This is a genomic window from Arthrobacter sp. DMZ02-1R, assembly GCF_057747935.1.
This window is the reverse complement of record NZ_CM173230.1, coordinates 3,652,623-3,665,131: the sequence shown is the minus strand read 5'-3', so window position 1 is coordinate 3,665,131 and position 12,509 is coordinate 3,652,623. Positions and strand designations below refer to the sequence as shown.

Here is a 12,509-nt window from a genome sequence, read left to right as displayed (position 1 = left end):
ATGGAATCAGCGTTGTCCTTCACTATTGGTTACCACGCCTTCCACCCCGACAGGAGCATCAACTATCAGCTCAACCGATTCTCGGACGGGACCCCGGCGTCGGTCGCGGAGCTAAGCGGGGCCGCACCGCGGATAACCGACTACGCAGACTACACGCGCGAACTCCGCACGCTCTCCGACGCGGCCTTCGCAGACGGGCGAACCCTCGCCGGCGCTCTGTACTTGCGCTCGGCGGAGTTCTACATGCTGCCCGATGACCCGCGCAAGACTTCGGCGCGGCTGCGTTTCATCGAGTCGATGCGCGAGGTATTCGGGGTGGTTGCAGCAGACAAGGAGCGCATCCCGTACGGCGACGACCACCTCGGCGCCTACCGGATCACCCCCCACGAGCCCATCGGCTCCATGGTTCTGTTCGGCGGCTTTGACAGCTACATGGAAGAGCTCTTCGCGACTCAGGCATATTTCGTCGACGCCGGATACGACGTGGTCATCTTCGAAGGCCCCGGGCAAGGATCCGTACTCGAGGAATCCGGTCTGCCGATGACCGCGGACTGGGCCCCGGCCGTCTTCGCGGTCATCAACCACTTCAGCCTGAAGGACGTCACCCTGATGGGATACTCCCTCGGCGGATGCCTCGCGGTGCGGGCCGCGGCGGAAGAGCCGCGCATCCGGCGGGTGATCTGCGATGACATCCTCACCGACTTCTTGGACGTGACGCTCGGGCAGCTGCGGGCGGGCACCAGACGGGCGCTCGCCACGCTGCTCGCCCTCCGCGCCAGAGGCGCCGTGAACTGGCTCACCTCACGGGCCATGAGGAAGAGCTTGGTGGCCCAGTGGGGTTTGCGGCAGGGAATGCACACGACCGGCGCGGCCACCCCCTACGATTTTCTCCGGGGCGCCAGAAGGTATGAGACGACATCGGTCTCCGGCCGTGTCACCCAGGACGTGCTTCTCCTGGCAGGGTCACAGGATCACTACGTCCCGCGGGGACAGCTCGGCAATCAACTAGACTCGCTCACCTCGGCCAGATCGGTCACTGCGAGACTGTTCACGAACGCCGAGAATGCCCAGAACCATGTGCACGTCGGCAACACCGAACTTTCCCTGCGGGTCATGACGGCGTGGATGACCGGCCTCGACGAGCGCGACCAGAGTCACTGAGAGGGATGACCCCGCACTCCAAGAGCCGGTGATGTGGGCGGGCGTACCATGGGGCATGGCGCATTTTGGAATGAAGATGGCATGCACGTTCCTGGCTCTTCTTGGACTGTCGCTGGCGGGGATGGCCCCGGCAGCAGCGGCCCCGCCTCCCCGGACTCAGAGTTTGATCGGCAACGACGTTTCCTGGCCACAGTGCGGCAAAACCCTCCCCGCGGGGCAAGCGTTCGCGATCGTGGGCGTGACCGGCGGCCTGGCCAATAACACCAACCCTTGCTTGGCTCAGCAACTGGCGTGGGCGGCTGGCTCAACGGGAGGAACAGCGCAGCCCAAGGTCGCCCTGTACGTGAACACCGCCAACCCAGGACTCGCGGGCTCATGGTGGCCGTCGTCGAACACCTACGCCGGCACACAGGTCGCCAATCCCTACGGGACGTGCGGCGGTGCGGTCGATCTTGCCTGCTCCTACATGTACGGCTACGCGAAGGCGTATGACGATGCCACTATCCGCGGCGTGAACAACCCCGGGAACTATTTCTGGTGGCTCGATGTGGAAACCAGCAACAGTTGGCAGACCACCACGGCACTGAACAGGGCCGACCTTGAAGGAATGGTCACCTACTTCAAGAGCATCAATTCCGGCACTGCCGGTGCAGGTGTCGGCATCTATTCGACGGCAAGTCAATGGGGGACCATCGCCGGAACTGTGCCCACCAGCAGTCCGCTCGCGGGGCTGGCGACTTGGCTTCCCGGTGCCAACACGTTGCGCGGAGCGAAGTCCAATTGTTCTTTGCCTGGCCTGACGTCCGGAAGCCGGGTGTCTGTGACCCAGTACGTGTCCGCCGGACTCGACTACGACTATTCCTGCCCCTGAGCAGGCTCGCTCGCGCCAGCGGTGACCGCTGAGTACTTTGACCAGTTTCGAGGCGAACACGCGTGCTATTGACGGTCTACTGGCCGAACAGTTCTGCCTCGAGTTGGTCGAGGGCTTCGGGATACCCGGCCACATCGATGGGTCCGCGTGTGGTCTGGAGTGAAACCACTCGGAAACCCGGTCCGAAGTTGACTGCCACGTAGTCCCATACCGTAAGGTGCCTGCGTTCTGGAGAAGTCCAGCCATTGACGAGAAACGTGGCGGGATTGACCCAGGCACCGTCCCGAGACTCATCTGTCACGAAGTCCACAAGCGGTCCGCGGACGGAAAGAAGCCCGCGCACCCAACTGTAGGCTGGGGCGCCGGGCAATGGTTCGGGCGAACGAACCCAGAATTCCGTCCACCCGCGCTGTCGCCACAACTTGAACCTGAGCCGGTTGACTACACGGGCTACCACTAGTGAAACAATCCAAGTGGCCACCAAAGTGATAAAGAATATGGGAATTGAGGTGGGCCTTTCCCAGCCGAGAGACAGAAGGACGATCGAAGCAAAAGCCGCGCTAACGGCATAGCCAAGGCCGATCGCCAGCAGTCGCTTGATCCTGGGTTCCTTCCCGGTCATGCCACACTATAGGCCGGGTTCCCACCTGTTGTCCCAGACCTGGGCCCACGGTAAAGCGTCCTAACCGCCGAAGAGCTCAGCGAAGTACTTGGCTGATTCGATGGACTCAATTCCGATCATCCAACAAAACACGACGGCGGCGAGCGCGACCATCAGGAGACCCGACGCGGCCGTGATCCAAAATGGACCGCGGCGGGAAAGTAAATTTGTGTTGGAACACGACATGCCGTCCGCTAAATCGACCGCAAAAGGGAAGCAGGAAAAGAGGAATGAGCGAAACCGCGCTGCGTGCTGCGAACACCGCCCGGCTGCGGGTGTGCCTACCCGATCAGAAACTCCTGGACGCCATGGAACCTTCCGCCGACGTCGAGTTCGTGGTGTGGGACTTGACTGGTCCAGCCCCGGCGGCCGGCTTTGACCTGCTCGTGCCGCCCTACATGGGCCGGCCAGATGCCCTCGCGGCGCTGGACGGTGTGACCGTCCGACTGGTGCAGAGCCAGTCGATCGGGTACGACGGCGTCGCTGACGTTTTGCCGTCGGGTTGCGTTTTCGCCAACGCGGCAGGAGTCCATGAGACGTCGACGGCGGAACTCGCCTTGGGAATGATGATCGCCAGCCAGCGTGGGATTCCGGACTTTGTGCGGAACCAATCGACCGGTACATGGGGTGCCGGCCAGCGACCCAGCCTGGCGGACCGCCGTGTTCTCCTGGTGGGCTACGGGGGAGTGGGGAAGGCCATTGGAGCCAGGCTGTTGCCGTTCGAAACGCAGGTGATGCGGATGGCAAGCCGCGAACGGGACGATGAACACGGCCGGATCTTCGGTATCGATGCACTGTACGAAATGCTGCCGCTGAACGAGATCGTGGTGGTCAGTGTGCCGTTGTCCGAGCAGACCCGCGGGCTGGTGGACGGCCGGTTCCTCGCCGCCATGCCGGACGGGGCCTTGTTGGTGAACGTGGCGCGGGGCCCTGTGGCGGACACGGAAGCCTTGCTGCGGGAGACTTCTTCGGGACGGCTAAGGGCTGCTTTGGATGTGACCGACCCGGAGCCGTTGCCCGCCGACCATCCTTTGTGGACGGTGCCTGGTGTGCTGATCACGCCCCACGTGGGCGGGGCGAGCTCGGCGATGTTCCCCCGGATGGTCCGGCTGATCGAGAAGCAGATTTCGTTGCTGCGTGCCGGCGAGGCGCCGGTGAACGTGGTGCTGGGCAAGGAGCCGGTGGCGGGGTCGGGGACTGTGCGGACTTAGGTGTCGATGCTTGCCATGTTTGGGTAGCGCGCTCCGGCAGTCGACCCTGCCGGGGCGAGTTCGTCCAGGCGCTTGAGGTCTGGTTTGGAGAGGTCGACGGCGGTGGCCCCCAGGTTCTCTGCCAGTCGTTCGCGCTTCTTGGTGCCGGGGATCGGGACGATGTGCTCGCCCTGTGCCAGCAGCCAGGCGAGGGCCAGCTGCCCCGGGGTGCATTGCTTCCGGTCCACTCCCTGTCCGGCGGAGTCCGTTCTTTGAATGTCTTGCCGTAGGAGTCGCGAACCAGTTCGGCGGCTTCATGGATGCGGGCATCTGAAAGGATGTCTGGCAGTTCCATGGGTGTGCCCTTTCATGTTCAAATTCGCCTTGGGCGGTCGTTCGGCTGGGGAGCAATTTCCGGATCTAGAACATCTTTATCGCCTCGAAACGGGGGCCGCGGCGGCATAAGTGTTTAGCGTCCGTATGGCTTCTAGCTCAGCCTATTTTGGCTGCGGGCCTTTTGAGGATGTTCATGAATAGGCCATTTGGCAGCTCTGCGCGTGACCCGCTACTCGGGTCCTCCGGAGTTGTTGAAGTCGGGAGTTCTGTAACCCAACCAACACGTAAGCCGAACTTCCACACGGGGACGTAATCAGTCCTCTAGACTGCGTCGGACAACATAATCTGTGAGGGGACCACTTTGATCGCGACTGAGGCGTCGAAATTCCACGACACCATTCTTGACTTGGTCCGGGCGCGGCACCCTGTACTTCTGGTTGAAACGCATGAGGGCGATCGGGTAGTCCGTGCACTCGAAGAGGTAGCGCAACATCCGGCGCTCAAGGTCCGACGCCGAATCGTGATGTACACCCTTTCAAATGGGCTTCACAGTCCGGGAGGAAATGGCAGGGCCAGTGCGCCTGCCGAGGCCCTGGTCGAGGCTGCTCGGGCTACGGACCCCACGTTATTCGTGTTTTTCGATCTTCATCATTTCCTTGGATCGCAAGGGCGGCCCGCGGAACCTGGCGTCATTAGGGCCCTACTGGATGCTTCCACATCCTTCCGACAAGGTGCGCCCCACACGCTCATCATCGTTTCCCCTGGGCTGACTATCCCGCTGGATCTTGAGAAAGACGTCACAGTCGTCGACCTGCCGCTTCCTGGGCCCACTGAAATCGAGAGACTCCTAGACGACATCATCGGTGCCAACGCCCAATCGATCACGGTCGATTTGTCCGTTGAAGACAAACAAAGACTCGTTCAGGCGGCTCAAGGGCTGACCCTCGGTGAGGCCGAAAATGCATACGCTCGAGCTATCGCATCAGATAAGCGGCTTGACGCCGACGACGTGGCGCTTGTGCTCGATGAAAAGCGACAGACGATTCGTAAGTCTGGACTCTTGGAGTTCATCTCCCCTTCCAGCAGCGCTAGCGACATTGGGGGACTCGAAACTCTGAAGGCTTGGCTCAACAAGCGGAATGGCGCATGGCTTCAGGATGCCAAGGACTGGTCGGTTCCAGCTCCCAAAGGCGTCCTGATAACTGGCGTTCCCGGATGCGGAAAGAGCCTAACCGCAACGAGCATGGCGAACATGTGGGGGTTGCCGCTGTTGCGCATGGACGTCGGCCGAGTCTTTTCAGGCCTAGTTGGATCAAGTGAGCAGAACATGCGGGGCGCCCTGAAACTTGCCGAAGGTGTCGCGCCGGCTGTGTTGTGGATCGATGAGATTGAGAAAGGGTTCGGATCAGCCTCCGGCGGTGGTGACTCCGGCACGAGCCAACGTGTTTTCGGTACTTTTCTCACCTGGATGCAAGAGAAAAAGAGCCCGGTCTTCGTTATCGCCACCGCCAACAAGATCGATGGTCTTCCTCCCGAGTTTCTCCGTAAGGGACGCTTTGATGAGATATTCTTTGTTGATTTGCCAACGCTTTCAGAGCGCAAACCGATTTGGGAGATCCAGCTGGATCAGCGCTTGATTCCAGGCAAGCCGGTTAGTGGGAACCTGAATGTCGACGACACTCTCCTTACGAACCTCGCGATTCAAACTGAAGGATTCTCCGGGGCAGAAATCGCTGAAGTAGCGGTAAGCGCATGCTTCGAGGCCTATTCTGAGCGAAGAGCCCTCAGCTTGGGTGATTTGGAGAAGTCGATACGGAACACTGTTCCGCTTTCGGTCACGCAAGCGGAAAAGATCAAGGACATTCGCGAGTGGGCAGCGACCCGCGCGGTGAGTGCCACGCGCCAAAAGAGCGAGGATCAGTACTCTCCAAACGGCAGCGACTCAACCGATGTCAAGAGCTGGCGTGGCGGACGCCAAGTTGAGTAGGCGACCATGAGTATCGAAGTCTTGCTTATCCCCCTTGGGATAGCAGCGATCGCTGCTATCAGAGAAGCCAGCAGCAGCAGACTCTGCGAAAAGTGCAAGGCAACGACGATCACCGATCAAGGACTGCTTGTAGAGGCACTTGGTGCTCTTGGTATTACCCAAATTAGCCAGGGCCAAGGACGCGTCACCGGGCGTACGACATCTGGGACATTCACCTTCCAAAATGTGGGAAATGTGTTCTTGGGACGATTGGACGGCAATGACGCGGGCACACCAGCCTTCCTTGCTGAATTGCAAGCCGCCGCAGGACGAGTGTCGCAGCTACGATCATTTGAAGCTGTCAGATTACAAGCTGCGGCCATGGGCATGGTGATCGTGTCCCAGCAGATGGAGGACGGAAACATCCAGCTAGTTTTGGAGCATTCGTCATGAGTCAGAGAATCGTGGTTTCCATTGGAATTGATGGAACAATTTCAGCGACCGCCGTCGGTAATCAAGGCCCCCGTTGCACCGACGCCCTCGAGACAATTCACAATCTGTTCCCCGGAGCGCAGGTCTTTAGTTCACGGCTAACGCCCGAGTATTTCCAAACCACATCGGCTGCCGACGTGGAGTCACAGCGTGTCCAGGAAGGCAATCAAGCATGACCCCCGAAGAAAAACTCTGTTCCCGGTCGTGGCGTATTCGCAACAGTGCAGGAATGCTCTGGCCTATTCTGAGCCTTGGCCTTCTTGGCGGAGTTGGCCTGCTAGTACGGGGTATCAAGGCTAAGAATCGGCTTTGGCTGTGGCTTGGTATTGGATTCTTGGCCGTCGGACTGTTTGAGTTCATCTCGTCTGGGTCGATGAACGCCGGATCTGGTACCAAGGCGAACCCCACCCCGACTCTAATGTCCACTGTGTGGGGCTGGATCTGGTTCGCCAGCTTTGCCGGTAGCTTGACCATGATGATCATTACGAATCGATCGTGGCTGAAATGGAAGGCTCACGCAACTGAAAGCAAATGGTATGGGGAAACCTCTTCGGTCCAAGCTCCGCCGTCTGCTCAGTCCATGGTTTACCAAGCTCTGAGTGGAGTCGGCCAAACATCCGCCGGACAGCGAGCCGTTGCGGGCACCCTACTTCCACAGCCGATCGCCCAGTCTTCAGGCCGAGCCGAATTGGAGGCTATCGAGATAAACGGAGCAACATCGGAGCAACTCCAAAATGCCCTGCTTCTGGATCCTCAAATAGCGAATGCGATCGTTAGCGCACGTGGTTCGCAAGGATTCGCGTCCTTCGAGGACTTACTTGGCAGAGTAGCCATTCAGCCTCACCTGCTCCTGCCCCTCAGGCATCGCTTGTCGTTCAGCGCACCTTCGCCAATCCCGCCGGTTACAAAACCAAACAACAAGCACGCTTTGCATGACCTCTGATACGCCTTTCCTGCAGGTCAGTAGGGTTCTTCATGGAACAACGGTTGAAGGCCCTGGTAGACGAACGGCCATATGGTTTCAAGGCTGCAGTATTCGGTGTCCGCAATGCATCAATCCACAATTATTTAGCCCTAAAGGTGGCACTCAAATGTCGCCGGAACGAATCCTCGGCGATGCGGTGGCGGCGGGGGTTGAGGGATTAACTCTAATCGGAGGAGAACCCTTCGACCAGGCGGCCCCAGCAGCTTACTTAGCTTCAGCGGCTCAAGCGGCGGGGCTCGGCGTTATCACTTTCACGGGCTATACGGTTGAAGAGCTTCGAGAACGGGACGAGGCTTCCCGTGATCTTCTTAAGTCTTCCGACCTGATAGTCGACGGTCCATTCGTTGCGGATTCACTGGAGGAATTAAGATCGCTTGTCGGCTCAACAAACCAACGATTCATCCACCTCACGGATCGGTACTCGAGCTATGATCCCGTTTCGACGAAGGACAGGGTTGAAATCGCTCTGAACAAGGATGGAACGATCGATATCGCAGGTTTTCTCGACTCGTCAGGGGTTGCGGGTTTAACAGCAGCGATGTCGGGTAGGCGACGACGCCGCTAGTCTGGGGCGTGTGCGTGAGTCCAGTTTGGCTGTGCTGGCCAAACTGGACTCACAATGGGGGACATCAGTTCCTGTCCCCGCGCAAGAGACTCGCTCTACTGATACTGACCATCGGCGGGGTGTCGACTCCGAAGGAGGCACCTTAGTTTGCCTCGTGGGCAAACCGGCTCTTCGTGGTTGGTGGGGAATTGAGTTCGTGTCGTTGAAGACAAAGGGGCCCGTGGCCCTGCTGGGATGAGTGTGTCTAAGCATTCAACCTGGAACAGGACCACGAGCCTTGAACGAGCCTACCGGGGTAGCAGCCGACGCTGCCACCAGCATCTTCAACCTGCCCGATTACCGTGTCATCTCCACCAGCCTGAGCCCCGAAGGCGGTCGCCGGGTCATTGTCGAGACCGACCAGCCCCCGGGCTGCCCTACCTGCGGGGTGGTTGCGTCACGGCGGAAGGAACGACGCTTCCAGCGGATCCGGGACATTCCTGTCGCCGGACCCGTGGAGGTCCTCTGGTCCAAGTACCGCTGGTACTGCGAAGAACCGGTGCGAGAGGCTCTCGTTCTTTGAGTCCACCGCTCAGGTCCCGCGGCGTGCCCGCTCGACCGGACGGCTCCGGGACCAGCTCGTGGATGCTGTCATCCGTTCGGGCCGGGCCGTCTCCGAGACCGCTGCCGCGTTCGCGGTGTCCTGATGGATGGTCCGGGACGCGCTCAACGAAGCCTGCTTCCTCACCCTTCCGGATGTGGACCAGCTGAGCCCAAGAATGCTGGGCATCGATGAGCACCGGTTCCGGTCCGTGCGCTACTTCCAAGACCCCCGCATCGAAGGTCTGGACACGGTTCGAGCCGTGGATGACCACGATCGTGGATCTCTGGACACCGGCCAGGTCCTGGGCGTCGTGGACGGCCGGGACCACAAGGGCGTCGGGGAGTGGCTCCTCGCCCGGCCCCTGGCATGGCGTCTGGCCGTGCAGGTCGTGGCGATCGACCCTTCGGCGGCGTTCCGGAAGGCGCTACGCATGTGGCTTCCCCGGACGGCCGTCGCCGTCGATCACTTCCACCTGATCTCCCTGGCCAACCAGGCCGTGACCAAGACACGGCAGAACCTCTCCCAACAGGTCAAGGGCCGCCGGGGAAGGGCCGTCGACAAGGCCTGGGCGCACCGGATGCTGCTCCCGCGCGCTGGCGATACCCTCACCCAGAAGGCAGCCCACCGGCTAGCAGAAGTGTTCGCCGCCGACGATCCGACCGGCACGCTCCAGGCAGTCTGGAAGGTCAAGGAACAGCTGCGGGTCCTGCTGCGCACCGGCTCCCTGGAGGACGCCGCGACGGCGAAGAACGAACTCGAGGAACTGGTCAAGGGCGCAGCACGACCGGAGACGAACAGGCTCTACCGCACCGTCTGCCGGTGGTGGAAAGAGATCGAGGTGCTGATCATTACCGGGTCCGCCAGGGGCAAGGTCGAAGCCAACAACACCGCCATAAAGAACATCAAACGCACCGCCCGCGGTCACCGCAACCCGTCCAACTACGAATCGGTTATTCTCTTGAGAAGTGCCGTCCGGACGGCGGCATGACACTCATCCGGGAATCCCTTTCCCCACCAACCACCAAGAGCCCAGTTGACCCTGCCGGGGCGAGCCCATCGAGGCGCTTGAGGTCCTGTTCGGAGAGTTCGACGGAGGTGGCCCCCAGGTTCTCTGCCAGGCGTTCGCGCTTCTTGGTGCCGGGGATCGGGACCATGTGCTCTCCCTGAGCCAGCAGCCAGGCGAGGGCGAGCTGACCCGGGTTGCACTGCTTCTGGTCTGCGAGTTCCTTCACGCGGTCCACGAGTTCCAGATTGCGGGTGACGTCCCCAGAACAGGAAAATCGGCCCCGATGACCAGCGGCATCGGGGCCGATCTTCCTTTCAGAGTCACCGCTTGGCAGCGCAAAAGGTGCGAGTTGTCGCCCTAGGAATGCATGAGGTCCGGTTCATCCAGAAAATCATCCTCGTCGGACTCGTCTGGATCCTCCCTTTCGAACTCGTCTTCGTTTTCCGAGGGAACGACGCGGACCGAAGGTCCTCTATTTCCGGCGGTACGATTCCAGGTGCGGAGCTCGTAGGCCAAGTCGTCGAGAACCTTCCACTCAGGCTCAAGAACGATGCCCTCAGCATCTACCAGGATTTCACCGGTGGGCGATTCGATGCGCTTCAGGTTTTCTGAGATGTCGCGGAGCGCCGCTACCCCATCCACCAATTGCTTTCGGTAGAGTTCCAGAGCCACGTATGGATCCGACGACGGATCGATCTTCCCCGACCAGTTTCCCAGCTTGTAGCGGTAAAGATCCGTTGTTTCAAGGAGCTTCCAATCACCATGAGCGTCGTGCCCAGCGGTCTCTCCATCCAAAAGCCGACGCGGTGCCCGTTCTCCTCGGACGTCGAGAATGGTTTGCGCCAACTGCTGCAGCCCTGATTCTGTGGAGACCATCTTTTCGATGATTTGCTGCGGCTCGGGCATGTATTCACCATTTACTCGTGCGTTCGAACGGATCAACAGTGGCTGCGCCTCTCCGTCCTTGAGACCCATTACGCCCTCAACCAGGCAGTAGAGGCCCAGCACTCCCAGCTCGGCCGCGTCCGGCGAAATCTCCTTACTCACGTCCTCCAGATTTTCACGCTGGGCCTTCAATTTTTGGATGGCTTCATCCCGGATTTGCAGTACGGGACGCCTTGTGAGTGTGGCAGCCCTAAGCGTTGAAGCCGCCAGCACTCTTTGGATAGTCGAGCGACGGCCTTTAAAAGCCGTGTCAAGCTCAAGATCGCGAGAAATTCGACTCACGCGCATGGCCGTATCCGCAGCCAAGCCTGCACGCTCCAGTTTTGAAGGCTTCTTTCCTGTCAGCGAAAGAACGGCAGCGTTTACCGCCCTGACCCGTTTGGGTTCCCCCGCAGAGACCAGTGCCTCGGTGGCCAGAAGCAGGATCTCGTCAGGTTGGAGGCCACCAAGTGAATCCGGAAGCAGGCCCTCCGTGACGTCTGTCTGTGCTTCGGACCTAAGTACGTTGAGCAAATTCTCGGGGGCGATGCCGGAAACCACAGGCATCATGTTCTCAGCATGCACGGCTTCCAGCGCGATCCTCGCCTTCAGGGCGTTTTCCGTTGTGTCAAGAAACCGCAATGGTGGCTCCAGATGGATATGCCCAACCAATGAACGGCGCACTTCGTCGAAGGGAGGTTGGGCGTCCTGTGCGACACCGATTTTGCGATAGCCAACAATAACTTGCGCACGCGGCATCACACTCGAACGCAGTCGGGCTGCTGCGACTTCTCCCGCTTCGCTATCCAAGTCAGCCTCACCCGAGTCTCGAAGGTCGATGAGTTCGAGCCGCAACTTGTTTTCCGTCGCGTCGCGCTGGAGACCGAACAAGACTTCATCAACGTCGATCCCTGAGCCTCTTTGGGCACCTACAGTCCTGCTGAATCCGTCTGTTGCATCAAGTACGCCAATCTTCTCGTTGTCGCCCAGTGCAAGTCGAGTGATCGACAGCAAGCCTGGTGTTTCGATGCCTCGCATCGGAATCGATCGTGAGTGCGGATTCTTGTCCCAGATGGATTTGGTCTGGTCGCGCAGGGACCGGATAACCAGGTCGGGATCGGCTGACTGGAGTCCGAGCACAGGATGACCAGGCAACGCATTGCTGTACCGGAGTGCTTTGCTAGCCTTCCAGGCCCGCTCACCTTCGAAACGGATGTTTTCAATCGACGGGAGAATCCGCCAGGTGACGACGTCGACTTCGATAAATGTCACTTCGAACTGGCCATAGCGACGCGTTTGCGGGTTTCTAGCCGCATCCTTAAGCTGGCTCAGATCTGCGGCGGAGCGCGCAACGGTTGAAGCGTCGAATGGGTGAAGACCAAACTCCTCAACGAGCAGATCTACTGCATTGGCACGAGCCTTGGCGTTCTGAGCCCTCAGCGTTGAACTTACAAGCCGGTGCGGCGTCGCAAATTGTGTGTCCTCTTTGCTCTGCTGTAGATGGTGAGCGACGGTAGCGGCACGATTTTTATCAGACATGAAAAAAGCCTCTCTTGGGCTAATGCGGGGCCCAATGGCCCCTCCGGTAAACCCTTTGGGTTCAAAGGGTCTTTCTGGGTAGCCCGCCGAGGCAGGAGACCCATATTTGCCCGGACGCCGAATGACGCCATGGGGCACATGGGATAGGTTCCTCGCGGTCGGCGTTCGATCACTCTCAAACTGCGGTCCATCTATTGCATTGGGTCCGCTGTTAGAGCACTGATCTGGTC

General features: G+C 59.9%; 14 protein-coding genes. 10 read left to right on the top strand and 4 right to left on the bottom strand.

The genetic code is table 11. The features are described from left to right. Window positions 1-1,161 carry an alpha/beta fold hydrolase gene (locus tag AC3ANQ_RS17465; RefSeq protein ID WP_488302201.1) on the top strand — a complete coding sequence of 387 codons (1,161 nt, stop codon included), beginning with the start codon at window positions 1-3 and terminating at the stop codon, window positions 1,159-1,161. Window positions 1,162-1,231: 70 nt separating this feature from the next. Beyond that, the gene (locus tag AC3ANQ_RS17460) at window positions 1,232-2,032 is read left to right on the top strand and encodes a glycoside hydrolase family 25 domain-containing protein (RefSeq protein WP_488302200.1); all 801 of its coding nucleotides are present in this window, start codon (window positions 1,232-1,234) and stop codon (window positions 2,030-2,032) included. Between the two features lie 76 nt (window positions 2,033-2,108). Here AC3ANQ_RS17460 and AC3ANQ_RS17455 read toward each other — a convergent pair whose 3' ends face one another. Next, on the bottom strand, window positions 2,109-2,333 hold the full coding sequence (locus tag AC3ANQ_RS17455) for a hypothetical protein (RefSeq protein WP_488302199.1): 225 nt from the start codon (window positions 2,331-2,333) through the stop codon (window positions 2,109-2,111). A gap of 590 nt (window positions 2,334-2,923) precedes the next feature. On the opposite strand from AC3ANQ_RS17455, the gene AC3ANQ_RS17450 reads away from it, so the two are divergent. Next, window positions 2,924-3,904 (top strand): 2-hydroxyacid dehydrogenase, encoded by a 981-nt coding sequence (locus AC3ANQ_RS17450; RefSeq protein ID WP_488302198.1) that lies wholly within the window; start codon window positions 2,924-2,926, stop codon window positions 3,902-3,904. On the opposite strand, the gene AC3ANQ_RS17445 is transcribed toward AC3ANQ_RS17450, so the two are convergent. Then, window positions 3,901-4,131, bottom strand: coding sequence for an aldo/keto reductase (locus AC3ANQ_RS17445; RefSeq protein ID WP_488302197.1), 231 nt, complete (start codon window positions 4,129-4,131; stop codon window positions 3,901-3,903). The genes AC3ANQ_RS17450 and AC3ANQ_RS17445 overlap by 4 nt on opposite strands. A 449-nt stretch (window positions 4,132-4,580) precedes the next feature. Between AC3ANQ_RS17445 and AC3ANQ_RS17440 the strand changes: the two genes are divergently transcribed. The 7 genes from AC3ANQ_RS17440 to AC3ANQ_RS17410 all read left to right on the top strand — a co-directional run bounded on the left by AC3ANQ_RS17440 (window position 4,581) and on the right by AC3ANQ_RS17410 (window position 9,798). Continuing rightward, window positions 4,581-6,206, top strand: a complete 1,626-nt coding sequence (locus tag AC3ANQ_RS17440) for an AAA family ATPase (protein WP_488302196.1) — start codon at window positions 4,581-4,583, stop codon at window positions 6,204-6,206. 6 nt (window positions 6,207-6,212) lie between these two features. After that, window positions 6,213-6,638 carry a hypothetical protein gene (locus AC3ANQ_RS17435; RefSeq protein ID WP_488302195.1) on the top strand — a complete coding sequence of 142 codons (426 nt, stop codon included), beginning with the start codon at window positions 6,213-6,215 and terminating at the stop codon, window positions 6,636-6,638. Further along, window positions 6,635-6,853: a DUF2997 domain-containing protein gene (locus tag AC3ANQ_RS17430; RefSeq protein WP_488302194.1), complete on the top strand. Its 219-nt coding sequence runs from the start codon at window positions 6,635-6,637 to the stop codon at window positions 6,851-6,853. The genes AC3ANQ_RS17435 and AC3ANQ_RS17430 overlap by 4 nt, the downstream gene beginning before the upstream one ends. Then, the gene (locus AC3ANQ_RS17425; RefSeq protein ID WP_488302193.1) at window positions 6,850-7,620 is read left to right on the top strand and encodes a ComEA family DNA-binding protein; all 771 of its coding nucleotides are present in this window, start codon (window positions 6,850-6,852) and stop codon (window positions 7,618-7,620) included. The genes AC3ANQ_RS17430 and AC3ANQ_RS17425 overlap by 4 nt, the downstream gene beginning before the upstream one ends. Next, complete coding sequence (locus AC3ANQ_RS17420) at window positions 7,610-8,227, top strand: 4Fe-4S single cluster domain-containing protein (RefSeq protein ID WP_488302192.1); 618 nt, start codon at window positions 7,610-7,612, stop codon at window positions 8,225-8,227. Before AC3ANQ_RS17425 ends, AC3ANQ_RS17420 begins: the two co-directional genes overlap by 11 nt. 277 nt (window positions 8,228-8,504) lie before the next feature. Then, entirely contained in the window at window positions 8,505-8,789 is a 285-nt protein-coding gene (locus AC3ANQ_RS17415) for a transposase family protein (RefSeq protein WP_488302191.1), read from the top strand. Window positions 8,790-8,916: 127 nt separating this feature from the next. Next, window positions 8,917-9,798, top strand: a complete 882-nt coding sequence (locus AC3ANQ_RS17410; RefSeq protein ID WP_488302190.1) for an ISL3 family transposase — start codon at window positions 8,917-8,919, stop codon at window positions 9,796-9,798. Here AC3ANQ_RS17410 and AC3ANQ_RS17405 read toward each other — a convergent pair. Further along, the gene (locus AC3ANQ_RS17405; RefSeq protein WP_488305361.1) at window positions 9,761-10,123 is read right to left on the bottom strand and encodes an aldo/keto reductase; all 363 of its coding nucleotides are present in this window, start codon (window positions 10,121-10,123) and stop codon (window positions 9,761-9,763) included. The two genes, AC3ANQ_RS17410 and AC3ANQ_RS17405, sit on opposite strands and share 38 nt — an antisense overlap. 50 nt (window positions 10,124-10,173) lie before the next feature. After that, window positions 10,174-12,279 carry a hypothetical protein gene (locus AC3ANQ_RS17400; protein ID WP_488302189.1) on the bottom strand — a complete coding sequence of 702 codons (2,106 nt, stop codon included), beginning with the start codon at window positions 12,277-12,279 and terminating at the stop codon, window positions 10,174-10,176. Window positions 12,280-12,509: the final 230 nt, after the last annotated feature.